Origin of the sequence: Mammaliicoccus sp. A-M4 (assembly GCF_022386955.1) — a bacterium.
Lineage (GTDB): Bacteria > Bacillota > Bacilli > Staphylococcales > Staphylococcaceae > Mammaliicoccus > Mammaliicoccus lentus.
The window spans coordinates 100967-127336 of the sequence record NZ_JAJNHH010000005.1; the positions used below are offsets into that span (position 1 = coordinate 100967).

The 26370-nt window shown below is 32.4% G+C and carries 21 protein-coding genes; 14 read left to right on the plus strand and 7 right to left on the minus strand.

Annotated elements, in window-relative coordinates:
- The first annotated feature begins 23 nt into the window (after window positions 1-23).
- A complete protein-coding gene (locus LQ682_RS06260) occupies window positions 24-1445 on the plus strand; it encodes an alpha-amylase family protein (RefSeq protein WP_135022309.1) in 1422 nt (473 codons plus the stop codon).
- A gap of 635 nt (window positions 1446-2080) precedes the next feature.
- On the opposite strand, the gene LQ682_RS06265 is transcribed toward LQ682_RS06260, so the two are convergent.
- The 3 genes from LQ682_RS06265 to LQ682_RS06275 are packed head-to-tail and all read right to left on the minus strand — an operon-like array spanning window position 2081 to window position 5088.
- Window positions 2081-3412, minus strand: a complete 1332-nt coding sequence (locus LQ682_RS06265; RefSeq protein ID WP_147640930.1) for a CoA-disulfide reductase — start codon at window positions 3410-3412, stop codon at window positions 2081-2083.
- A 5-nt stretch (window positions 3413-3417) separates the two neighbouring features.
- Entirely contained in the window at window positions 3418-4263 is an 846-nt protein-coding gene (locus tag LQ682_RS06270) for a DegV family protein (protein WP_147640931.1), read from the minus strand.
- A gap of 12 nt (window positions 4264-4275) precedes the next feature.
- Window positions 4276-5088: a Cof-type HAD-IIB family hydrolase gene (locus LQ682_RS06275; RefSeq protein ID WP_064205093.1), complete on the minus strand. Its 813-nt coding sequence runs from the start codon at window positions 5086-5088 to the stop codon at window positions 4276-4278.
- 119 nt (window positions 5089-5207) lie between these two features.
- Between LQ682_RS06275 and LQ682_RS06280 the strand changes: the two genes are divergently transcribed.
- Entirely contained in the window at window positions 5208-5516 is a 309-nt protein-coding gene (locus LQ682_RS06280) for a metal-sulfur cluster assembly factor (protein WP_016999318.1), read from the plus strand.
- A 51-nt stretch (window positions 5517-5567) separates the two neighbouring features.
- On the opposite strand, the gene LQ682_RS06285 is transcribed toward LQ682_RS06280, so the two are convergent.
- Window positions 5568-6260, minus strand: coding sequence for a Crp/Fnr family transcriptional regulator (locus LQ682_RS06285; protein WP_064205092.1), 693 nt, complete (start codon window positions 6258-6260; stop codon window positions 5568-5570).
- A gap of 173 nt (window positions 6261-6433) precedes the next feature.
- Between LQ682_RS06285 and clpB the strand changes: the two genes are divergently transcribed.
- Window positions 6434-9031: an ATP-dependent chaperone ClpB gene (clpB, locus tag LQ682_RS06290; RefSeq protein WP_135031716.1), complete on the plus strand. Its 2598-nt coding sequence runs from the start codon at window positions 6434-6436 to the stop codon at window positions 9029-9031.
- A gap of 53 nt (window positions 9032-9084) precedes the next feature.
- Here the strand turns inward: clpB and LQ682_RS06295 are convergent, their stop codons facing one another.
- The gene (locus LQ682_RS06295) at window positions 9085-9285 is read right to left on the minus strand and encodes a YjzD family protein (protein ID WP_016999321.1); all 201 of its coding nucleotides are present in this window, start codon (window positions 9283-9285) and stop codon (window positions 9085-9087) included.
- A 183-nt stretch (window positions 9286-9468) separates the two neighbouring features.
- On the opposite strand from LQ682_RS06295, the gene LQ682_RS06300 reads away from it, so the two are divergent.
- Both LQ682_RS06300 and fabF read left to right on the plus strand, forming a co-directional pair.
- Entirely contained in the window at window positions 9469-10410 is a 942-nt protein-coding gene (locus LQ682_RS06300) for a beta-ketoacyl-ACP synthase III (RefSeq protein ID WP_064205090.1), read from the plus strand.
- Window positions 10411-10424: 14 nt separating this feature from the next.
- Complete coding sequence (gene fabF, locus LQ682_RS06305; protein WP_064211097.1) at window positions 10425-11666, plus strand: beta-ketoacyl-ACP synthase II; 1242 nt, start codon at window positions 10425-10427, stop codon at window positions 11664-11666.
- A 463-nt stretch (window positions 11667-12129) separates the two neighbouring features.
- Here fabF and LQ682_RS06310 read toward each other — a convergent pair whose 3' ends face one another.
- Window positions 12130-12501 (minus strand): DUF3899 domain-containing protein, encoded by a 372-nt coding sequence (locus LQ682_RS06310; RefSeq protein WP_218707340.1) that lies wholly within the window; start codon window positions 12499-12501, stop codon window positions 12130-12132.
- Between the two features lie 381 nt (window positions 12502-12882).
- Between LQ682_RS06310 and opp3b the strand changes: the two genes are divergently transcribed.
- The 8 genes from opp3b to LQ682_RS06350 all read left to right on the plus strand — a co-directional run bounded on the left by opp3b (window position 12883) and on the right by LQ682_RS06350 (window position 24075).
- Window positions 12883-13809, plus strand: a complete 927-nt coding sequence (gene opp3b, locus LQ682_RS06315; RefSeq protein WP_016999393.1) for an oligopeptide ABC transporter permease — start codon at window positions 12883-12885, stop codon at window positions 13807-13809.
- Window positions 13809-14885: an oligopeptide ABC transporter permease gene (opp3C, locus tag LQ682_RS06320; protein ID WP_064204848.1), complete on the plus strand. Its 1077-nt coding sequence runs from the start codon at window positions 13809-13811 to the stop codon at window positions 14883-14885. Before opp3b ends, opp3C begins: the two co-directional genes overlap by 1 nt.
- 17 nt (window positions 14886-14902) lie before the next feature.
- Window positions 14903-15976, plus strand: coding sequence for an ABC transporter ATP-binding protein (locus tag LQ682_RS06325; RefSeq protein ID WP_016999391.1), 1074 nt, complete (start codon window positions 14903-14905; stop codon window positions 15974-15976).
- Complete coding sequence (locus tag LQ682_RS06330; protein WP_135031722.1) at window positions 15976-16941, plus strand: ABC transporter ATP-binding protein; 966 nt, start codon at window positions 15976-15978, stop codon at window positions 16939-16941. Before LQ682_RS06325 ends, LQ682_RS06330 begins: the two co-directional genes overlap by 1 nt.
- Window positions 16942-17112: 171 nt before the next feature.
- Complete coding sequence (locus LQ682_RS06335) at window positions 17113-18786, plus strand: peptide ABC transporter substrate-binding protein (RefSeq protein WP_016999389.1); 1674 nt, start codon at window positions 17113-17115, stop codon at window positions 18784-18786.
- 107 nt (window positions 18787-18893) lie between these two features.
- The gene (locus LQ682_RS06340) at window positions 18894-20555 is read left to right on the plus strand and encodes a peptide ABC transporter substrate-binding protein (RefSeq protein ID WP_239724025.1); all 1662 of its coding nucleotides are present in this window, start codon (window positions 18894-18896) and stop codon (window positions 20553-20555) included.
- A 207-nt stretch (window positions 20556-20762) separates the two neighbouring features.
- On the plus strand, window positions 20763-22403 hold the full coding sequence (locus LQ682_RS06345) for a peptide ABC transporter substrate-binding protein (RefSeq protein WP_135031726.1): 1641 nt from the start codon (window positions 20763-20765) through the stop codon (window positions 22401-22403).
- 43 nt (window positions 22404-22446) lie between these two features.
- Complete coding sequence (locus tag LQ682_RS06350; RefSeq protein WP_064204854.1) at window positions 22447-24075, plus strand: peptide ABC transporter substrate-binding protein; 1629 nt, start codon at window positions 22447-22449, stop codon at window positions 24073-24075.
- 556 nt (window positions 24076-24631) lie between these two features.
- Here LQ682_RS06350 and trpS read toward each other — a convergent pair.
- Window positions 24632-25627, minus strand: a complete 996-nt coding sequence (gene trpS, locus LQ682_RS06355) for a tryptophan--tRNA ligase (protein ID WP_064204855.1) — start codon at window positions 25625-25627, stop codon at window positions 24632-24634.
- A 339-nt stretch (window positions 25628-25966) separates the two neighbouring features.
- Here trpS and spxA point away from each other — a divergent pair, with 339 nt between their 5' ends.
- A complete protein-coding gene (gene spxA, locus LQ682_RS06360; RefSeq protein WP_016999380.1) occupies window positions 25967-26362 on the plus strand; it encodes a transcriptional regulator SpxA in 396 nt (131 codons plus the stop codon).
- Window positions 26363-26370: the final 8 nt, after the last annotated feature.

The window sequence follows — 26370 nt, forward strand, 5'->3', positions numbered from 1 at the left end:
GGGTAATAAAGAGGGTTGAGTATATGAAAAAATGGACAAAGTTAGTTTTAAGTGTCATGTTAATGGCGCCAATTTTTAGTGGATATGTTTTTGCTGAAGAAGAAGAATATGAAGATGTAAAATATCCTAGAATATATAGTTTAGTCGTAGATAGATTTATGAACGGCAACAATGAGAATAATAAAATGATAAAAAATAATGATAAATCTAACGATCTTCCTTTAGGTGGAGACTTTCAAGGAATATCGTCTAAACTAGAATATATACATGATATGGGATTTAATACGATACATATATCGCCAGTATTTGAACACGATAAAAATGACTTTTTAGGTTATAAAGTAAAGAACTATGATGGTATTGATAAAGTGTTAGGTGGGGAGAAAGCCTTTAAATCACTAATCGATAAAATACATCAAAAAGATATGGAAATTGTAGTAGACATGCCTGTTACTTATACGTCAGAATTCAATAAATCTATTGATGGCGATTTAAATAATATACAAAAATCATATTTCAAAGATGATAAATTTATAGATTTAAAAGATCCTGAAAACCAAGGACTGTATAAAGCAAAAGTAGAATCTTTTGTTGAAGAATATCAAGTTGATGGGGTATCTATGAATATTGTTCAAGATGGTATAGATGCAGAAGAGTTTATACCTGAAGGTGTTGAATCTTACGGTATTATCAATAAAGACGGTATAAAAGCTAACAACTTTACACATTTATCATCAAATAACATGAGAACCTCTTTGCAAGACGCTTTTAAAAATGTAAATACTGATATACCTACATATAATAAAAGTAATGAAGTACTAATGGCAGATACTTGGTTCACAGAACGGTTTACTAAACATGCAGCTGATGAAAATATGTTCCCTGGCACACGTATAAAACAATTAATGACTTATATGTGGGGATATAAAGGCCCAATTATGATGAATTACGGGACTGAAATAGCTGCAAACGGTAGTAAAATAGAAACAATCAACCAACTGCAGAACTTTAGAACGGATAAAGAAGTAGTAGAATACTTAGAAAAGGTTTCAAATACTTTTAAACAATATCAAGAATTATTTGAAGGAACAGTTAAAGTATTACCTCATGATAAAGGAACGATGTTGTATTATTATGATACAAATACAATAGATTATATTCTTAATGTTAATGACTCAAGCAAATCTAAAAAAGTAACAATATCAGGGGAAGATATTGAAAAAAATAAAATGCTCTCTGGATTAATTGTAGGAGATAACATTAAGAAGAAAAACAATGAATATAATTTGATAACTGATCGTGAAGAAACAGAATTATACGCGATAATAAAAGAGCGAGGTTTAAATAACACTTACTTCGTAGCTGCAATAATGGTTGTCTTATTATTTGGTTTATTTATATATTTAGTATCCCGAAAAAGTAAAAAACAAAAAATGAATAAATAAATTTAATAAGAAAAAGGACCTTTACGTTTGCGAATCCAAACGAAAAGGTCCTTTTTAATGTATATATTTGTAAGTATTGAATAACGAGGTAAAAAGTCGGGTGATGTTGTGAACGAAGTATAAGATAGGGCGTTGTTATGATGTTGTTGTGATATTATTGTTGACACGTTTGGCAAGAAGTGACAATAAGAGTGTCGTTGTTGACACGTTTGGTGAGAAGTGACAATAAGAGTATCGTTATTGACACGTTTAGCGAGAAGTGACAATATGAGTATCGTTGTTGACACGTTTGGTGAGAAGTGACAATAAGAGTATCGTTGTTGACACGTTTGGCTAGAAAAGGCAATAAGAGTACTGTTGTTGACACGTTTGGCTAGAAGTGACAATAAGAGTACCCGAATGTTGCAAGACGAGTCCCACGTGCAACATAGCGCCTCCGAATGTTGCAAGACGATGTCCACGTGCAATATATCGCCCATATTATAAGCGATTTATATCCCGACTCAAATATATAACCACATCGCTATAATATAAAACCCCCCACTAAAGTGCAGTTATACTAACTTTAGTGGGGGATAACGTGTTTATTTAAATTTTATTAATCATCATACGCTCGATTAATTCGCTCTAGTTACTTATTTATTTTGTGCTTTGTATCCTATCATATTCACGATATCTTTTGGACTAGAGAAAGGTGGGGCATATGCAATTTCAATTTCTTTTAATTCATCTACTGTTAAACCACCGATAATAGCTGTTGAGAGAATATCGATTCGTTTATCGGCTCCGTCTTTACCAACCGCACAAGCTCTTAATATTTTACGAGTTTCTTTATCGAAATAAACGCGCAATGTTAGTGGTTCAGCATTTGGGTAATATCCTGCATGCTGTTTTTGAGTTTGTTCTACTACTGAATAATCGTATTGTTTTAATTCCGCTTCAGTAACACCGACACTTGCTAACGCATAATTAAAGAAGCGAACGATATTCGTACCTAAAAGGCCTTTAAATGAAGCTCTATCATTCTGTTTATTAATTTGTAAGTTTTCAGCAATCAATCCTGCCGCTCTATGCGCACCCCATGCTAGTGTGATACTTGTACGTTTTTTAGTATGGCGATAAAATGTTTCGATGACATCACCAAGCGCATATACATCTTGAACATTTGTTTCGAAAAATTCATTTACTGGAATATATCCTTTATCGTTTAATTGAACTGAGGAGGACTGTAACCAGTCGCTATTAGGTTTAATACCAACTCCAGCAATGATTAAATCGTATTCTTCTACTTTTCCAGATTTAAATGATACCGTGCGATCTTCTACATTTGTTACTTCTTCATTTAAACGGTAATTGATAGCGCGATCTTCAATTTCATCAAATATAGACTGGTTCAAGTCTTTATCCATACTTTTATTAATATGATCGCTTCTGTGAATCCAAGTAACATCAATACCTCTGTAATAAAGATTTTCTAATATTTCTAAACTGACATAACCTGCACCAATTATAAGAGCAGATTGAACATTTTTTTCTTCTATAAATTGTTCGATTTTATCAGTGTCTACTAAATTTCTTAACGTAAATAATCTATCAGATTGAACAGGTAGTCGATTAGCTTTACATCCTGGACTTAATATAAGCTGGTCATATTTATCTTCGAATGTTTCGCCTGTTTCATGATTTTTAATCGTAATTGTTTTTTCTTTATCATTTAAAGCAATGGCTTCATGAAAAGTTTTTACGGTTATATTTTTCTTTTCTTTGAATTGTTCTGGTGTTGCAGATAACATGTAATCTCTATCTTCAACGACTTGACCTAAATAATAAGGTAAACCGCAATTAGCGAAGCTCATGTCTCTATCTTTTTCGTATACGACGATTTCACTTTCATTATCAAGTCTTCTAATTTGTGATGCGACAGTTGCGCCACCAGCAACAGCACCTATAACTATAATTTTATTCATGTCGGTCACTCCTTATAATAGAAAATGGCAACAGTACCACTTCCAGTATGTGAACTAATAACAGGACCAATGTCAGATATATTAACATCTTTTGGTTTTAATGATTCGACCATTAATTCTTTGATTTTCTCCGCTTCTTCTAAATCATCAGAATGTGTTATATAAATAGTTTGATCACTATAATCGCTATTTTCGTTTTTCATTTTTTCAATTATCGCATGCCATAACTTTTTTGAACCGCGATACTTTTCAATTGGTACAAGTTTACCTTCTTCAACATGGAGTAATGGTTTAATGTTTAGTAATGTACCTAAAAATGCTTGTCCTTTAGATAATCTACCACCACTTGCTAAATATTTTAAATCCTTAACAGTAAATAAATGTCTAATTTTTTCTAGTTTGTTTTTAATATATTCATCAATTTCTTCAAATGAATAATCTTGATTAATTTTATCTTGCACATCTAAAATCATTTTACCAAGACCCATAGAAGCACTTAATGTATCATAAATTGTAAGGTCTAAATCAGGATATTCATCTTTGATTTGTTCTTTGACTAAACATGCTGTTTGATATGTACCACTTAAAGCACTGCTGAATGCTAAGTAAATAGCTTTTTCTTTCTTTTCTGCTACTTCAGTGAAAACTTTAGTCATCTGTTCCATAGTTGCTTGGTTTGTCTTAGGGTGTTTATTTTCTTTTATAGCTGCTAATACTTCATCATTAGATATTTCATATTGATCGACTTTACTTTCATCATCAATCACGATACCGTATGGTAAAAAGTAAAAATCATGCTCTTTAATTTGTTCTAATGTTAAATCAGAACCACTATCAACTATCATTTTCATTTATATAACCCCCTACATATTTAAATCAAAATAATTATTTAAGTATTTTCCAATACCATCAGCATTATTCGTGTCTGTAACGTCATTTGCTATTTCTTTTAATTCAGGTATCGCATTTCCCATAGCCACACCATAGTTAGCAAATTGTATCATTTCATAATCATTATCTTCGTCTCCAAAAGCGATAATATTATCAAAATCAATGTCTAAATATTCAGCGACATATTTTACAGCTTTCCCTTTATTAATTCCTTTTTTAACGATTTCAATTACAGGGAAGGGTGCACCCCAACGACGATGTTCTATATGTTCAGCATAATATTTGCTTAAATGTCTTTTAATTCGAGGAATCTCGTCATCTTCCGCTTGTATTAATAAACTTGTCGGAGATTCAGGTAATAATTTATCTAGTTCTCCATATTTGATTTCTGGGTCGCCCATGCTAAAACCTTCGAATAAAGTTTGATCATAGTTATTAATATAAACTTGATCACGCACTTCAGCGATTATATTTTTTATATTTAATTTACTCACATCGTTGAAAATTTTTGTCGCAATTCGAGCGTCTAATTGTTCATGTACGGATTCGAAACGATTGTCATGAGGATGATGAATAAGTGCGCCATTAAAATTGATGATAGGTGTATTCATCTGCATAGCATTATAATAATCTATACTCGCTCGATATGGTCGACCAGTGGAAATGATAATTTCATGACCAGATTTCTTTAAATATTGTAATACCCTCTTGGTATAAGTTGGGATTTTCTTTTCATCTGTTAATAAAGTACCGTCTAAATCTAAGCAGATTAAATGTTTGTCCATACCGATAACTCCTATCTTTTTTTCTATCTTCTTACACTATAATATCATATCATTTTCTTTATCGTACGCTTTAAATTTGATATATTATATATAGTAACTTTTAGAATGAGGTGAAAAACATGGAAGAAGCAATGAAAGAAAGCATCTTAGGAGCATTGGAGAATGTTATTGACCCAGAGCTTGGAATTGATATCGTTAACTTAGGTCTTGTTTATAATATTGATTTAGACGACGAAGGATTATGTACAGTAGAGATGACATTAACTTCAATGGGTTGTCCAATGGGGCCGCAAATCGTTGATATGGTTAAAACAGCATTAGCTGAATTACCTGAAATCAAAGAAACTGAAGTAAATATTGTTTGGACACCACCTTGGGATAAAGACAAAATGTCACGCTATGCTAAAATAGCACTGGGCGTTAGTTAATATTATAAAAGAAAAACAGGCTGAGATATATAAATGTCTCAACCTGTTTTTTTATTCTATTCTACAAATAGATAGGGGACAATTATCGCAGTTAATAGCGTTTTTTAAATAATTTAAATCTTTAATGATAATCGTTTTATGTTTAACAGATACAATATTTTCTTTTTTTAAATGACTTAACATACGATTAACGCTTTCTCTTGTGACATTACAAAAATTCGCTAATTCATGATTAGTTAATTCGACATTTATTAATATGCCTTCTTCGTCTGCGACACCATAAGTATTTGCTAGTTTAATAAGAACAGAATAGAATCCTCCTGTTTTGCCAAGTGTATAAATATCTCTAATTTGATATTCATGTTTTTCATTTTCGTTTTGCACCCATAGCAACCATTCATATTTAAGCACTTCGTCATTTAAAATAGCTTCTTCAAAATCTTTTTTCGGTAATTTAATAATGGTTGCATTTTCTTTTGTTTTTGCGGATAGAGTGTGAGTCTTTCTGCCACAAAATAGTGTAGTAGAACCGAATATGCTCCTCGGACCAATTAATTTCGTGTTGAACTCTTTTCCATCTTCCATAATACGGTGAAGAATAACTTTTCCTTCAATTACAACATAAATGTGATTACTTAGGTCTCCAGAATGGTATATATAATTGTGAGCATTAAAATGCATACGCTGACCATGAGATATAATATACTCAATTACTGAAGTTGCTTCTGTGTATGTCGTTTGCAAATGATCACTTCCCGTAAGTATTATTCAATTATATTTTACCATATAATGTAATTGTAAAGGTTGGAAAATTTAAAAGCTTTATATTTGTCAAAGAAGGTCAAACAGTATATAATAAAAATAGGTCAAAGATAGTCAAACTATATTGACCGTTAAAAATTAAAGAGGTGATACATTTGGATATTAATCAAATGACATATTCAGTGCAAAGTGTTATTGAAAAAGCACAACAATTATCTCAATCTCAACAACTACAAAATATTGAAATCGAAGCTGTATTATTATCAGCATTAAATGAAGACGAAAGTATTTTTAAAAGAACTTTAGATAGAGCAAATATTGATACAGAAGATTTGGAAGAAGCATATAATAAGAAATTAAATCAATATTCTGTAGTGAAAGGTGACAATATTCAATACGGACAATATATTTCACCTAAACTAAATGAGTTATTTAATAAAGCAGATAAAATTAAAGAAGAAATGCAAGATGATTTCATGTCTATGGAACATCTATTAAAAGCAGCAATTGAAGTTGATCAAACGACTCAAGAATTTGTCGGAAACAAAAAAGAAGTTGTAAACGAAATTATAAATAAAATCAGGGGAGGAAATCGAGTGACATCACAAAATCCAGAAGTACAATATGAAGCATTATCAAAATATGGAAGAGATTTAGTAGAAGAAGTCAGAAAAGGCAAAATGGATCCAGTTATCGGAAGAGACGAAGAAATTAGAAATACTATACGAATTTTAAGCCGTAAAACTAAAAACAACCCAGTATTAATCGGTGAACCAGGTGTAGGTAAAACAGCAATCGTTGAAGGGTTAGCTCAACGTATTGTAAAAAGAGACGTTCCTGAATCACTTTTAGATAAAACAATTTTTGAATTGGACTTATCAGCATTAGTAGCTGGTGCAAAATATAGAGGTGAATTTGAAGAAAGATTGAAAGCTGTCTTGAAAGAAGTTAAAGATTCTGAAGGGCGCATTCTATTATTCATCGACGAAATCCACATGTTAGTCGGCGCTGGTAAGACAGAAGGTGCTATGGACGCAGGTAACATGTTAAAACCTATGCTTGCTAGAGGTGAATTACATTGTATTGGTGCAACAACTTTAAACGAATATCGTCAATACATTGAAAAAGATTCTGCATTAGAACGTAGATTCCAAAAAGTAAATGTTAGTGAACCAGATTTAGAAGATACAATTTCTATTTTAAGAGGTTTAAAAGAAAGATATGAAGTTCACCATGGTGTTAGAATCCAAGATAGAGCAATAGTGGCAGCAGCAGAATTATCTGATCGTTATATTACGGATAGATTTTTACCTGACAAAGCGATTGATTTAGTAGACCAAGCATGTGCAACAATTAGAACTGAAATGGGATCTAATCCAACTGAATTAGATGCTGTAAATCGTCGTGTAATGCAACTTGAAATTGAAGAAAATGCATTAAAATCTGAATCAGATCAAGCAAGTCAAATAAGATTAGAAGAACTTCAAAAAGAACTTGCTGATGAAAAAGAAAAACAACAGCAATTACAAAGTAAAGTTGAAGAAGAAAAAGAACAAATTAAATCATTACAAGATAAAAGAGCAGAATTAGATGAAAGTAAAAAAGCATTAGAAAATGCAGAAAATCAATATGATTTAGGTAAAGCTGCTGAACTTAAACACGGTAAAATACCACAAATTGAAGCGGAATTAAGAGAATTAGAAGATAGTTTCGCTGAAGAAAATGGCGATGACCACGATCGTTTAATTAGAGAAATCGTAACAGACGAAGAAATCGGTTATATCGTAAGCCAATGGACAGGTATACCTGTATCGAGATTAGTAGAAACTGAAAGAGAAAAACTTCTAAAATTGTCTGATATTCTACATGAACGTGTAGTAGGTCAAGATGAAGCAGTTGATTTAGTAGCGGATGCAGTAGTAAGAGCTAGAGCAGGTATTAAAGATCCAAACAGACCTATCGGTAGTTTCTTATTCTTAGGACCAACAGGGGTTGGTAAGACAGAACTTGCTAAAACATTAGCAGCAACATTGTTTGATTCTGAAAAACATATGATTCGAATTGATATGAGTGAGTACATGGAGAAACATTCTGTCGCTAGATTAATTGGTGCGCCTCCAGGTTATGTAGGATATGAAGAAGGCGGTCAATTAACTGAAGCTGTTAGAAGACAGCCATATTCAGTAATACTACTAGACGAAATTGAAAAAGCGCATAATGACGTATTTAACGTGTTACTACAATTATTAGATGAAGGTAGATTAACTGACGCAAAAGGAAGAAGTGTTGACTTTAAAAACACAATCATTATTATGACAAGTAATATTGGTTCTCAATTCTTATTAGATGGCGTAACTGAATCTGGAGAAATAGAAGAATCAGCTAAAAAACAAGTAACAGATAGTTTACATGCTCATTTCAAACCGGAAATCCTAAATAGAATGGATGACATCGTATTATTCAAACCATTGTCTGTTAAAGATATGAGCTTTATCGTTGATCACATTATCACTAATTTAAATATTAGATTAACAGATCAACATATTAAGATAAATGTAGATCAAGATGTTAAAGAATGGATTGCAAAAGAAGCATACGAACCACAATTTGGTGCAAGACCATTGAAACGATTTGTTCAAAGACAAATTGAAACACCTTTAGCTCGACTAATGATTGGTAAAGAATTAAAAGAAGGAACTCAAGTTAACGTACATCTTGAAAATGAAGAAGTAAAATTTGAAGTAAATGAATAATTAATAAAAAGTCCCACCAATAAATTGCATTGGTGGGATTTTTTGATGTAAAATTATTGGTGATCAACCTGTTCTTTAGGTTCAGATTTGCCTATTGTTAGGCTGAATAATATAACTACAACTGTAAAAACGATAGCATAAATAGTAGGGTTAAGAACATTAATAGATGCTTCAGAACCGCCTAAACTATGTAATACAAAGTTAATCATTTGTGATAACAAGAATGCCCATATAAACGTCATAATATAATGCATATCTTTTCCTCCGTTACATTTAGTATCATACATTTCATTATAATTAACTTTTTATAAAATGTATACCTTTAATCATGAAAACGATTTAAATATTTGGGTAAAGTTAATTGACTTGTATGTAATAGTAAAAGTATGATAAATTAGTACCTGATAATAATAACAGATTATAAGTAGGTGTCTCTAATGGATATTGGTATAAAAGGTTTTGGTGCATATTCACCAGAACGTGTAGTAACAAACGCACATTTTGAAAGTTATTTAGATACTTCAGATGAGTGGATTAGAAAAATGACAGGTATTAAAGAAAGACGTTTTGCTGCGGAGGACGAAGATACAAGTGATTTAGCATATGAAGCTGCAGTGAGAGCTATTGAAGATTCTGGTCTTGATAAAGATGAAATTGAAATGATTATAGTTGCTACTTCTACTGGAGATAAACCATTTCCAACTGTAGCTACAACATTACAAAAAAGATTAGGTTTAAATAAAATCCCTTCAATGGATCAATTAGCAGCATGTACAGGCTTCATTTATGGAATTGTTACAGCTCAACAATTTGTTAGTTCAGGACTTTATAAAAATGTCTTAGTAGTAGGTGCTGATAAATTAACAAAAATAACAGACATGAATGATCGTAGCACAGCGATTCTTTTTGGAGATGGAGCTGGAGCAGCTGTCATTGGAGAAGTATCTGAAGGAAGAGGTATACTCGGTGTTGAATTAGGTTCTGATGGGAATGGAGGACCATATTTATACCAAGATATGGACGCTAATACGATACAAATGAACGGCCGTGAAGTATTTAAATTTGCAGTGAGAATTATGGGGGAAGCATCTACTAAAGTTGTAGAAAAAGCAGGTCTTGAACCAGAAGATGTTGATATGTTCGTGCCTCACCAAGCGAATATTAGAATTATGGAGTCAGCAAGAGATCGATTAGGTATTGAGAAAGAAAAAATGAGTGTAACTGTTGATAGATATGGCAATACTTCAGCAGCTTCAATACCCTTAAGTATTGCATATGAAATAGAACAAGGTAAAATAAAAGATAATGATACTTTAGTCCTAGTAGGATTTGGTGGCGGCCTAACTTGGGGTGCCATAACGTTACGCTGGGGTAAATAGGAGGAAATTTAATAATGACAGAAAAAAAACGTGTTGTAATGACTGGTTTAGGAACGTTAAATCCTTTGGGTAATGACGTCCCTACAACATGGAAAAATGCAATCAACGGCGAAAACGGAATAGATGAAGTCACAAGAATTGATGTATCTGAATTTCCAGCTAAATTAGCAGGTGAATTAAAAGACTTCGATATTGAAAATCACATTCCTAAAAAAGAATACCGTAAGATGGATAGATTTACTCAATATGCGATTGTAGCTGCACGTGAAGCTTTAAAAGATTCTAAATATGAAATTACTGATGAGAATAGCAACCGTGTAGGAGTATGGATTGGTTCTGGTATAGGTGGTATGGAAACTTTCGAATACTCTCATAATATGTTGTTAAAACGTGGACCAAAACGTGTAAGCCCATTTTTCGTACCTATGATGATTCCAGATATGGCTACAGGACAAGTTTCTATTGATTTAGGAGCTAAAGGGCCAAATGGTTGTACTGTTACAGCATGTGCTACAGGTACAAATTCAATTGGTGATGCTTTCAAAATCATTCAACGTGGAGATGCTGATGTTATGATAGCTGGTGGAACAGAGGCACCAATTACTGAAATGGCTATGGCTGGTTTCAGTGCTAACAAAGCATTATCTACTAACCCAGATAGAGACTCAGCATGCCGTCCTTTCCAAGAAGGAAGAGATGGATTCATTATGGGGGAAGGCGCTGGAGTTGTTGTATTAGAGTCATTAGAATCAGCTAAAGCTCGTGGCGCTCATATTTATGCTGAAGTTGTTGGCTACGGTTCAACAGGTGATGCATACCATATTACAGCACCATCTCCAAATGGTGAAGGCGGTGCTAGAGCAATGCAAGCGGCTATTGAGGATGCAGGTATTAAAGCCGCAGACATTCAATATTTAAATGCTCATGGTACAAGTACACCAATTGGTGACTTATACGAAGTATTAGCAATCAACTCTACGTTTGGCGAAGCAGCTAAAAACCTTAAAATAAGTTCTACAAAATCAATGATGGGTCATTTATTAGGCGCAACAGGAGCAGTAGAAGCTATTTTAACAGGCTTATCTATACAAAATGGTATCGTTGCACCAACAATAAATGCAACTTCACCAGACCCAGAAATTAACTTAGATATTACACCTAATGAAGCGGCTAATTTAGACATTGAATATGCAATGAGTAACAGCCTAGGATTTGGTGGACATAACGCAGTATTAATCTTTAAAAAATTTAAATAATATAGAACGCTGAGACATTTTTTAACGAATGTCTCAGCTTTTTTGTGGATAATGTTTATGAAAGTTGCAAGACAAGGCCCACGTGCAACATACGAGGTCAGAATGTTGCAAGTCAGGGTCCACATGCAACATAGAAGGTCAGAATGTTGCAAGACAAGGTCCACGTGCAACATAGAAGGTCAGAATGTTGCAAGACAGGGTCCACGTGCAACATACGAGGTCAAAATGTTGCAAGACAGGGTCCACGTGCAACATAGAAAGTTATAATGTTGCAAGAAAAGCTCCACGTGCAACATAGAGCCTAACAGTTGTTTACTAACATTATAATGAAACAGGCTGAGACATGATTTTGTCCCAGCCTGTTTTTTACGTATGTATTGAATTTTGGTGTGTACTACATAAGGAAACGCACTAGACAACTTACGGTAATTTATTGACCATATTAATTAACACGAACAATCAGCTAAACTAAAAATCCTATTATAATAGATATGATAAAAAATACAGTACTAACAACAACAAACGGTATTACCCAATCATATACATTTCTTTCTTTAAGATTTATATCCTTCATATTTGGATTCATTACTTCATCGTCTTCTAAATATGATTGTGAAGCTTTAGATTTCATGTGAAAGTTAAATTTACGTATTGCTTGTCTAGATACTTCTCCAACACCATCCTGTTTCATTGCAATAAGCCAACTAATTGCAAATAAAATAGTCATCATATAAAAGAAAATATTACTCGCTTGATCTAAATCCTTCATAAATACTAAACATAAAATTAAAAATATGCCTATGTAACTGAAGGTAAAAATACTCCAAAATTTCATAATTACCTACCTCTAACGTTAAGAATTAATTGTATTATAACAGATTGAAAAATATTTTTTATATTTTAAGGAACTTAATAAAAATATTTGTGTAATTTTACATATGTATATTTTATGTATGCAAATACATATAAAATAATCCTTTACTTGTAAAAATAGGTAATTATTATACTAGTATTGTATATTTATACCTATTAATTGAATAATCGGGTCGCGTTGTCGCTTTATTGTGATAAAACAACAAGTAGATATTGGGTAATGCTTATTCAAAATTCAGAATATTCGTGTTGATTTAAGTTGAATAAATTCTGTATAATGTATATAAATATTTCTGAATATTAAAAGAAATATGAATTCGATAAGGGGATTGGAGGCAAAACAATGGTTAAGTACACTTTGAAACGTATTCTTTATATGTTCATATCATTGTTTTTAATTATGACGATAACATTTTTCTTAATGAAATTGTTACCGGGTTCACCGTACAACGATGAGAAATTATCAGAAGAACAAAAAGTTATTATAAACGAAAAGTATGGTTTGAATGATCCTGTATCAGTACAGTATGCAAATTACCTAAAAAATGTAGCTAAAGGTGATTTCGGTATTTCATTCCAATACGATAACAGAGAAGTTTGGAGTTTAATAAAACCAAGACTAGGACCATCTGTTGAAATGGGTACATACGCGATGATTTTAGGTACAATTACCGGACTATTGCTCGGTATAGTGGCTGCAATCAAGCAAAATACGATTATTGACTATGGAGCAACCTTCTTATCAGTTATTTTCATTTCGGTGCCGTCATTCGTTCTGGCAGTGTTGCTACAATATGTATTTGCTGTTGAATGGCAAATCTTCCCTGTAGCAGGTTGGAGTGGATTTATGACTGCAGTGTTACCATCCTTAGCTTTAGCAGCAGGTGTAACAGCAACAATTGCACGTTATATACGTTCTGAAATGATTGAGGTATTGGGCTCTGATTACATAGAATTAGCGAGAGCTAAGGGGATGTCCAGTTCAAGAGTAATATTCGGACATGCTGTACGTAATGGTTTAATTCCAATTATTACAATTATTGTTCCAATGTTAGCTGGGATTTTAACTGGTACATTGACAATTGAAAACATCTTTGGAGTGCCAGGACTAGGTGACCAGTTCGTACGTTCAATTCAAACGAATGACTATCCAGTTATTATGGCATTAACATTACTATTCAGTTTCTTATTTATAATTTCAATCTTTATTGTAGACGTATTGTATGGTCTTATTGACCCTAGAATTCGTGTTGAAGGAGGTAAAAAATAATGGCTAATAACGATCATGAGAAAGATAAATTAAACAATAGCGGTTATGACAATGCCTCAATCACACATTCTACACAAGGGGTGCCGGCTGAAAAGTTTGTTCTTCACGGTAGAGACAAAGTGGTTGAAGAGAAATTTGAAAGAAAGAGTCGTACATTCTGGCAAGATGCTTGGGCTCAACTAAAAAGTAATAAATTAGCAGTAATTGGTTTAATAGGGTTAGTACTACTTACTTTATTATCACTAGTTGGTCCACTTATGAATGATCATAAGTTTAGTGACCAAAACGTGTCACACGCTAACTTGCCACCAAAAATACCAGTATTAGATCAAGTTCCTTTCTTGCCATTTGATGGTACAGATAGAGACGGCTTCGATGTTTACGAAGGATCTAATGTAAATGAGAACTATTGGTTTGGTACAGATGAATTAGGACGTGACTTATGGACACGTACATGGAGAGGTACGCAAGTATCATTATTCATCGGTGTAATAGCAGCAGCATTAGATATATTTATTGGGGTAATATATGGTGCTTTATCTGGCTACTTCGGTGGTAGGACGGATGATATCATGCAACGTATTGTTGAGATATTATCTTCAATTCCAAACTTAATTGTTGTTATCTTGTTCGTGTTATTATTCGACCCGTCAATTTGGACAATTATTCTAGCCATGTCCGTTACAGGTTGGCTAGGTATGAGTCGTATTGTTCGTGGACAATTCTTAAAACTTAAAGAACAAGAATTCGTAATGGCTTCAAGAACATTAGGGGTATCAAATTATAAATTAATCTTTAAACATATTTTGCCAAACACACTTGGACCAATTATTGTAACGTCAATGTTTACAGTACCAAGTGCAATATTCTTCGAAGCATTCTTAAGCTTTATTGGTCTAGGTATACCAGCACCACAAGCATCATTAGGTTCTCTAGTTGATACAGGAAGAAAGATGTTATTGATCTTCCCACATGAACTATTTGTTCCAGCTGTGGTATTAAGCTTATTAATCTTATTCTTCTATCTATTCAGTGATGGTCTAAGAGATGCCTTTGACCCTAAAATGCGTAAATAATAAGGAGGAAATGAATTATGGCTAAGAGAATTTTAGAAGTAAATAACTTAAAAGTTTCCTTCGACATTGACGCGGGGGAAGTACAAGCAGTTAGAGGTGTAGATTTTTATCTTGATAAAGGTGAAACACTCGCAATTGTAGGTGAATCTGGTTCGGGAAAATCAGTTACTACAAAAGCTTTAATGCAATTACTACCAAGTAAAGTAGGCAGAATAAAAGAAGGTTCTATTTTATTTGATGGTAAAGATTTAGCGAAGTTAGAAGAAAAAGAAATGCAAAAAATCAGAGGTAAGGAAATAGGGATGATTTTCCAAGATCCAATGACTTCATTAAATCCAACTATGAAAATAGGAAAGCAAGTTATGGAACCTCTTATTAAGCACCAAAAATTATCTAAAAGTGATGCTAAGAAAAGAGCATTAGATATTTTAGATTTAGTTGGATTGCCTAACGCAAAGAATCGTTTTAATAATTTCCCACACCAATTTTCAGGTGGACAAAGACAACGTATTGTTATTGCAACGGCATTGGCTTGTGATCCAAAAATACTCATAGCGGATGAACCTACAACTGCTTTGGACGTTACTATACAAGCTCAAATATTAGAGTTGATGAAAGAGTTACAACATAAGATTGATACATCAATTATTTTTATCACCCATGACTTAGGTGTTGTGGCAAACGTAGCTGATAGAGTGGCTGTAATGTATGGTGGACAAATTGTAGAAACAGGTTCAGTAGATGAAATTTTCTATAATCCGAAACATCCGTATACTTGGGGGCTTCTATCTTCTATGCCAAGCCTTGAAACATCTCATGAAACAGAGTTGCTTGCAATTCCTGGTACACCACCAGATTTAATAAAGCCGCCTGTAGGAGACGCGTTCGCTAGGAGAAGTGATTATGCACTGGATATCGACTACAAGGAAGAACCGCCATGGTTCCAAGTTTCACCTACACATTTCGTGAAATCTTGGTTGTTAGATGAAAGAGCACCAGAAGTAGACTTACCAGAAGCGGTTAAAAATAAATTAAAAGAAACACCTGACCAGTTTGATAAGCCGAAGCGTGTAGAAAGGGTGACGTTCTAATGGCTGAGAAAAAAGAAATATTAATCGACGTACAGAATTTGAAACAATATTTCAACGAAGGCAAGAAAAATGAAGTAAAAGCAGTAGATGATATTTCATTCCAAATATATCGTGGTGAAACATTAGGTTTAGTAGGGGAGTCTGGTTGTGGAAAATCCACAACTGGACGAACACTTATTAAATTACATGATGCAACGGATGGAAAAGTTATATTTGATAATGTTGATATTCAAAACATCAAAAAACGTAAAGATTTATTAAAGTTTAATCGACGTATGCAAATGATTTTCCAAGATCCATATGCGTCTTTAAATCCAAGATTAAAAGTAATGGATATTATTGCTGAAGGATTAGATGTACATAAATTAGTTTCTAGCAACGGAGAACGAAAAAAGCGTGTTTACGAATTGTTGGAAACAGTAGGTTTAAATAAAGAACATGCAAATAGATATCCACATGAATTCTCTGGCGGACAAAGACAGCGTTTAGGAATAGCACGTGCTTTAGCAGTAGAACCAGAATTTATTATAGCAGATGAACCTATTTCAGCTTTAGACGTTTCAATTCAAGCACAAGTTGTTAACTTAATGCAAAGATTGCAAGAAGAAAAAGGAATTACATTCTTATTCATCGCGCATGATTTATCAATGGTTAAATATATATCAGATAGAATCGGTGTTATGTACTTTGGTAAATTGGTTGAACTTGGACCATCAGATCAAATATATAAACATCCACAACATGAATATACTAAATCATTATTGTCAGCTATTCCATTACCAGATCCAGAATCTGAAAGAACAAGAACAAGATCATCATACGATCCTGACGTACACCAATATACTGATGATGAAGAGCTAGAATTGAGAGAAGTAGGGCCGGAGCATTACGTATATTGTTCTGAGAAAGAATTTGCTAAGAAAAAAGAAAATTACAACAAGACATTTAATTTATCAGAAGCATAATATGTACTAATAGAATTATTATTACAACTAATTATTAATAATTTCGAAAGTGTAAAATAACAATTATTTGAAAATTGTGTGAATTTCTATTGTTTTTCATACATTTTTAAAATATAATATTATTAAAGCTTCTGAATTTTCAGAAGACAGAAAACAAGGGGGAGTAACTATATGAGGAAAAGACTTTCTGTACTCATGTCAATCTTAGTTGCAGCTGTACTAACACTTGCAGCTTGTAGTGGTGGAGGTTCCAAAAAAGATGATAGTGGAGGTAAAGGCGGCGTTAAAAGTGAAAAATCTGAAAACGTCTTAAACTTATCTTCAACATCTGATATACCAACGATGGATTCATCGTTAGCTACTGACCAAGTTTCATTCTTTACATTTAACCAAACTTTAGAAGGGTTATACGTGTTAGATAAAGATGATAAACCTGTACCTGGTGTTGCGAAAGGCGATCCAGAGAAATCTGACGATGGCAAGACTTGGACGATGAAGTTACGTGATGATGCTAAATGGTCAAATGGGGACCCTGTAACTGCTCATGACTTTGTATATGCTTGGCAACGTACTGTAGACCCAGACACAGCTGCTGAATATGCATATATGTTTGAAAACATCGAAAATGCATCAGAAATTACATCGGGTAAGAAAAAACCTGAAGAACTAGGCGTAAAAGCTATCGATGATCAAACTTTAGAAGTTAAATTAGTGAAAGACGTTCCATGGATGCAAAGTTTATTCGCATTCGGATCATTCATGCCACAAAATGAAAAATTTGTCGAAAAACAAGGCAAGAAATTCGGTACTACAGCTGACACAACATTATCAAATGGTCCATTCAAAATGACACAATGGAAAACAGAAGATAATTGGAAATTAGAACCAAATGATAAGTATTGGGATAAAGACAAAGTTAAACTTAAAGAAGTTAACTATAAAGTAGTTAAAGAAGTACAAACAGCTATTAATATGTACCAAACAGGTAAATTAGATATGGTAGGCTTAGATGCTTCAAATGTTAGTAAGTATAAAGATAGAGAAGACTTCTCTACTGAACTAAACTCATCTAACTATTTCTTTAGAATTAACAATACTAAGAATAAAGACTTAAAAAATGAAGATTTAAGAAAAGCATTTGCTAAATCAATAGACAAGAAAGAATATGTAAATTCTTTATTAAATAATGGTTCAGTTCCTTCTGATAAATTAATGGTTAAAGACTTCGTTAAAGATGAAGACGGGAAAGACTACATCGATGGTGTTAAATCTCCATTAAACTATGATAAAGAAGAAGCTAAAAAACTATTAGAAAAAGCTAAAAAAGCAACTGGTAAAGATAAATTTGATATTGAACTATTAACTTATGATCAAGATGAATCTAAAAAAGCTGCTGAATTTGTTAAAGAACAAGTTGAGAAAAATTTACCAGGTGTTACATTAAAAATTAAACAACAACCGTTTAAACAGAAATTAGCTTTAGAATCTAAAGGGGACTATGATATCTCATTTGCTGGTTGGGGTCCTGACTATCCTGATTCAACAACATTCTTAGACTTATTTAAGAAGGATAGTCCACATAACCAAACTGGATATTCAAATGCTGAATATGATAAAGCGTTAAAAGAAGCAAATACTGATGAAATGCTGAAAGAAGAAAATAGCGAAAAACGTACTAAAATGTTACAAGATGCAGAAAGTAAATTCTTAGAATCTGCTTCTATTGGGCCACTTTACCAACAAGGTGTAGCACGTTTACGTCAACCTTATGTTAAAAATTGGCAACCACATAAATTCGGTGGTGACTACTCACTTAAAGAAGTAGAAATCGCAGGATCTAAATAATCAAACAATTAAGGCAATCGATGGGAACATTGATTGCCTTTTTGTATAAGCTTCTTAATTAATTAACTGAAAGCTATTAAATCACTAAATGTAAGGGGAGTAATAAAATGAAGAGAAAACTCACAGCTTTATTTGCAGTGATAAGTGCGATTATATTAACGTTAGCAGCATGCGGTAGCAACGAAAAAGAAGATAATAGCGATAAAATTAAACAATCTAAATCCAAGAACGAATTAAATTTATCTTCTGGCGATGATATTCCTACTATGGATCCATCATTAGCTTCTGACCAAGTTTCATTTACGACATTTACACAAACATTAGAAGGTTTATATGTATTAGATAAAGATGATAAGCCAGTACCAGGTGTAGCAAAAGGTGAACCTGAAAAATCAAACGATGGTAAAACATGGACGATTAAGCTACGTGATGATGCAAAATGGTCTAATGGCAATCCAGTAACAGCTCACGACTTTGTATTTGCATGGAGACGTACTGTAGATCCAGATACTGCTGCTGAATTTTCATATATGTTTGAAAACATAGAAAATGCAAAAGAAATTACAAACAGTGATAAAAAACCTGAAGAACTAGGCGTTAAAGCAATTGATGATCAAACATTAGAAATTAAACTTGTAAAAGATGTTCCATGGATGGAAAGTTTATTAGCATTCAGCTCATACATGCCGCAAAATGAAAAATTTGTGAAAAAACATGGTGATGATTTTGGTACAACAGCTGAAACAACTTTATCAAACGGCCCGTTTAAATTAACAGAATGGAAATCTGAAGATAAGTGGAAATTAGAGAAGAATGATAAATATTGGGATAAAGATAAAGTTAAACTTAAAGATGTTAATATCAAAGTTGTGAAAAATACACAAACAGCAATTAATATGTACCAAACTGGTAAGCTAGATATGGTAGGATTGGATGCACAAAACGTAAAAAAATATAAAGATAGAGAAGACTTCTCTACCCAGTCTACTTCAGGAAGCTATTTCTTTAGAATTAACAAAGAGAAAAATAAAGATTTAGAGAATGAAGATTTAAGAAAAGCAATAGCAACATCAGTAAATAAAAAATCTTATGTCGATTCCTTATTAAACAACGGATCTAAACCATTAGATACATTAATGATTAAAGATTTCGTTAAAGATGGTAAAGGTAAAGATTATATAGATGGTGTGAAATCACCACTGGAATTTGATAAAGATGATGCTAAGAAATCACTTGAAAAAGCTAAAAAAGATTTAGGAAAAGATAAATTCACAATAGAACTCTTAACATATGATGAAGATGAATCTAAAAAAGCAGGAGAGTTCGTTAAAGAACAAGTAGAAAAAAATCTTCCAGGCGTTACATTAAAAATTAAACAACAACCTTTTAAACAGAAATTAGCATTAGAATCTAAAAAAGATTTCGATATTTCATTTGCTGGGTGGTTCCCAGATTATCCAGACCCAACAACATTCTTAGATTTATTTACATCTGATTCACCTCATAACCAAACAGGCTATGCTAATGAAGAATATGATAAAGCTTTGGAAGAAGCGAATTCAGATGAAATGCTTAAAGAAGAGAACGAAGATAAGCGAATTAAAAAATTACAAGATGCAGAAACGCAATTTTTAGATTCAGCATCTATCGCGCCGCTATTCCAAACAGGATCAGCACGTTTAAGACAGCCTTATATCAAAAATTGGCAAAACCATAAATATGGTGGAGATTATACCCTTAAAGAAGTAGAAATAAAAGGTGCTAAATAATATTTAATAGATAGAACCTTACAAAGCTTAAATGTTTTGTAAGGTTTTTTTATTTTATAAGTGGAATCACTAAATATATGAACAAGAAGAACATAATTTATACATATAATAGAAAAATTAAGTTGCGACAAATTATAAATATCTTTATAATTAAAGAAAGTTCAGAAAATGACTGAATTTTCAAAAATCGAATAAGGGGATATGTTTATGAGAAAGAAGAGGTTGAAATTAATTTCATTAGTACTTTTGTCGATAACTTTAGTTTTGTCAGCATGTAGCGGGGGTGGAAAGGAAAAGAAGGACAGTGATGCTGCAGGGGATGGCAAGTCATTACGTCTTATTTCAATTTCTGATATACCATCGATGGATTCAAGTTTAGCAACAGATGCAACTTCTTTTGATGTATTGAATAACACAATGGAAGGTTTGTACAAATTAGATAAACATGATAAAGCTATTCCGGGTATAGCGAAAGGAGATCCAAAGAAATCTGATGACGGTTTAACTTGGACGATAGAATTAAGAGATGCTGAGTGGTCTAATGGAGAGAAAGTTACAGCAAATGATTTCGTTTATGCTTGGAGAAAGCTAGTTACGCCAAAGACAGCTTCTGAATATGCATTTATCATGTTTGATATCGAGAATGCTGAAGATATTAATAAAGGTAAAAAGAAACCTGAAGAGTTAGGTGTAAAAGCGGTTGATGATAAAACTTTAGAAATTAAACTTAATCGTGAATTACCTTATTATCAAGAGTTACTTACTTTCGGTTCATTTTTACCTCAAAATGAAAAATTCGTTAAAGAAAAAGGAGATAAGTACGGTACAACAGCTAAAGATACATTATATAATGGACCGTTTACTTTATCAGATTGGAAAACAGAAGATAATTATACTTTGAAGAAAAATGATAAGTATTGGGATAAAGGGAATGTCAAATTAGACAGTGTTAACTTTAAAGTTGTTAAAGAACCTCAAACAGCTTTAAATATGTATAATGCTGGTGATGTTGATGAAGCTTTAATACCAGCTGAAAACGTAAATAAATATAAAGACGATAAAGCTTATAATACCGAACTAGAAGCTAGAGTTTACTTTATGAGAATGAATCAAAAGGATGTACCAGAATTTAAAAATAAAGATTTAAGAATGGCAATTGCTCAATCGATTGATAGAGAACAATATGTTAAGAGTAATTTAAACAATGGTTCTAAACCAGCTAAAACATTAGTTCCGACCGAATTTGTAAAAGATACTAAAGGTAAAGATTATACTAAAGGCGTCGAAACAGAAAATAAATTTGATAAAGAATCAGCTAAAAAGCATTTAGAAAAAGCTAAAAAAGATCTTGGTAAAGATGAATTTACATTTGAATTATTAACTTATGATCAAGACAATGCCAAGAAAGACGCTGAATACTTTAAAGAACAAATCGAACAAAATTTACCTGGTGTAAAAATTAAAGTTAAACAGCAACCGTTTAAACAAAAATTAAAATTAGAATCAAGTATGGATTATCAAATTTCATTTGGAAGATGGGCTCCTGATTATCCAGATGCTATGTCATTCCTTGAATTATTTACTAGCGATAATGTTATGAATGAAACTGGATGGAAAAACAAAGAATATGATAAGAAAATTGAGGATTCAGGAAATAAACTACTGAAGAAAGAGCAAGAACGTGTTGAAGCAATGCAAGATGCTGAGTCATTGTTATTAGATGAAGCGACTATTATACCTATTTACCAACAAGGTAATGCACGTTTAACTCAAAGTTATGTTAATGACATTGAAAGACATAAGTTTGGGGGAGACACAGACTTAAAGCATGCAAGTAAGCAAAAGTAACAAATCATAGTTTAAATAAATAGAAACTAAGGGGATGAGTTACATGTCAAAAGGTATAAAAATTTTATCGATATTGTTAACTGCAGTTTTAGTATTGAGTGCTTGTTCATCAGGAGGAAGCGGTGGAAAAAGTTCAAAAGATGGGCAAACATTAAACCTCCAAATCAATGGAGATGTTCCAACAATGGATTCTGCAATGGCTACTGATGGACTTTCATTTGATATGTTTTTCCAAACGATGGAAGGTTTGTATACATTAGATAAAGACGATAAAGCTATTCCGGCTGTCGCTAAAGGGGAGCCGAAAATCACTAACGACGGTAAAAAGTGGACAGTTAAATTAAGAGAAAATGCTAAATGGTCTAATGGAGACCCAGTTACAGCAAATGATTTCGTATATGCTTGGAGAAAAGTAGTTGATCCAGATACTGCATCTGAATATGCTTATATATTATTCGACATTAAAAATGCAGAAGAAGTCAATTCTGGAGATAAGAAGCCAGAAGAACTTGGTGTAAAAGCTATAGATGACCACACATTAGAGTTCGAACTAACGAAGTCATTACCATACTATAAAGAATTACTTTCATTCGGTACGTTTATGCCGCAAAATAAAAAATTCGTTGAGAAACAAGGCGATAAATATGGTACAACTTTGAAAAACACATTATATAATGGTCCTTTCAAAATGACTGAATGGAAAACAGATGACAAAGTTACCCTTGAGAAAAACGATGAGTACTGGGATAAAGATAAAGTTAAATTGGATAAAGTTAATTACAAAGTTGTAAAAGAAGCTTCTACTGCAGTAAATTTATACGAAACAAATAAATTAGACATTGTTGAATTACCTGCAGAACAAGTTAATAAATATAAAGATGATAAAGGTTACACAACGGAATTAGATACAATAACTTATTATTTCAAATTAAACGAAGATAAAGTTCCAGAATTTAAAAACGAAGACTTTAGATTAGCATTTGCAAAAGCAATTGATAAAAAAGCTTATGTAAAAAATAATTTAAATAACGGATCTATTCCAGCTGATAACTTTGTGCCAAAAGACTTTGTTAAAGACAGTAAAGGTAATGAATACCAAGATGGCGTTAAAAATGAAAATCACTACAATGTGAAAGAAGCTAAAGAACATTTTGAAAAAGCTAAAAAAGAATTAGGGAAAGATGAATTTACGATTGAATTAATGACATACGACAAAGATACAGCTAAAAGAGATGCTGAATATTTCAAAGAACAACTTGAGAAAAATTTAGATGGTGTAAATATTAAAATTAAACAACAACCATTTAAACAAAAACTAGATGTTGTTTCTAAAGGACAATATGAAATGTCATTAGAAAACTGGATACCAGACTATCCTGACCCGATGACATTCTTAGAGCTTTATGTAACAGATGGTTCACATAACAACACAGGCTGGTCTAATAAAGAATATGACAAGATTATTAAAGCAGCAGACTCATCACTAGCTGAAAATCCAGATAAACGACTAAAAGAATTACAACGAGCAGAAGGTATGTTGTTAAACGAAGCGGGCATAGTACCACTTTATCAAGTTGGTGTAGCTCAACTACAAAAACCAAATGTTAAAAACGTCGTTAATCACCAATTTGGTGGGGTATCTACATTGAAAGAAGCATATATTGAAAAATAAAAAATAATGCACAAATATTAAATAAGAGTTACTCATTTAGACTATGATGTCTAGACGAGTAACTCTTTTTATTATGGAAGTAACAATAAAGATTTTTATTATAATTAAGAATTAATTTACGAAATCTAATGTGTAGTATTAACATCGCTGTCATTATGAATACATTGAGGACCCCGTTATTGACACGTTTGGTAAGAATAGTCAATAAGACTACCGTTATTGTCTCATAAAGTTGTTCCTAAATTATATTATATATTGGCAGTAGTTGATTGGATTGAAAATGCGTTCAAATCAAGCTTTTTCAACATTGCCAGTGTCGTCTATGAAAACTTTGTATAAAAAATTGAAAGTTATAACGAATTTGTCTAGTGCTGTCACTTAGTAGGATAGTATGAGTATGTGACTACTGGATCAAACTATATCAAGTGCAACCATGTATGAACAAAATTATAGATTTAAAAAATAAGCATATCACTTACAAACTGTATTAATCAGTTAAGTGATATGCTTATTTATTTTGAGTTAGGATTGATCTTCTAGTCTCATAATTTTATGGTTATTTTCTTTTTCTACCTAATCCCATTGCATTTTCCATTTTTTTAAGCGTCTTATTAGCGACTTTACTAGCTTTATCTCTACCTTGATCAAGAATTTCGTCTAGAATATCTTTGTTTTCATAGAAATAGTTATATTTTTCTTGGAAGTCTGTTAAGAATCGTTTAACTTCTTCTGATAAATCGGTTTTAAAATCTCCATAACCTTTGCCCTCATATTGTGCTTCTAATTCTTCAACAGTTTGACCTGTGATACTAGAGTATATGACAAGTAGGTTACTGATGCCTGGTTTGTTCTCTTTATCGTATTTAACAATACCATCAGAGTCAGTTACGGCACTTTTTATTTTTTTAGCGGCAACGTTTGGTTCATCTAATAATGAAATAAAGTTTTTCTGATTATCATCACTTTTACTCATTTTTTTAGTTGGATCTTGTAAGCTCATAATTCTTGCACCGAATTTCGGCATATGAATAGAAGGTTTAGTTAAAATATCATTGTATTTAGTATTAAAACGATCTACTACATTTCTAGTTAATTCTAAATGTTGTTTTTGATCGTCGCCCACTGGAACGATATTTGTATTATATAGTACAATATCAGCTGCCATTAAAGGTGGGTAAGTTAATAAACCTGCTGGTATACCTTGAAATTGTTTCTGAGCTTTATCCTTATATTGTGTCATTCTTTCCAATTCACCAATTGAAGATATTGTTGTTAAAATCCAACCTGCTTGAATGTGAGCAGGAACTTCAGATTGGATAAATAATGTTGCTTTCTCATGGTCGATTCCGGAAGCTAAATAAATAGCTGCTAACTTACGTGTGTTTTCACGTAATTTTAGTCGATCTTGAGGTACTGTTATTGCATGTTGATCTACAATACAGAAATAGCAATCATAATTATATTGAATTTCATTGAATTGTTTCAGCGCACCAATGTAATTTCCTATTGTAGGAATCCCACTAGGTTGGATGCCAGAGAATAAAGTTTCCATTAAAAAAATGCCTCTTTTCTACATAATTTCTTTCTACTATTATAACAGTATTTTATTAATTTGTAAGTTGTGTTATTCTTAATGAGTAGGGAAATGCGCAATTTACACTGAATTAATCAATAATTTATTCGCTTTTTAATGAATTATTAGTTTTTTCTCATTTAATTTTAATCTTTGAGTTATATAATATATTTATAGCGTTAAGATAGGAATTAAACAAAGTGAGCATTTATGTTTAACCTAGTGCTATATAGGGTAAATGATATATAAGTGGAATATAATCTTATAAAGTTCACTGACGTTTAACATAAATAATATTCAATTAGGAGAGTGAGATGTATGGTAACATTATTTACTTCACCAAGTTGCACATCTTGCCGTAAAGCGAAAGCATGGTTACAAGAACATGACATTCCGTATACGGAGCGTAATATTTTTTCAGAACACTTAACATTAGATGAAATTAAATCAATCTTAAAAATGACAGAAGACGGAACAGATGAAATTATTTCAACTCGTTCTAAAACATATCAAAAATTAAATGTGGATATCGATGCATTACCACTACAAGAACTATATACAATTATTCAAGATAACCCAGGACTATTACGTCGTCCAATTATCTTAGATGATAAACGTCTACAAGTTGGTTATAACGAAGATGAAATTCGTCGTTTCTTACCACGCAAAGTGCGTACATTCCAACTTTTAGAAGCTCAACGTATGGTTGACTAATTTGGTCT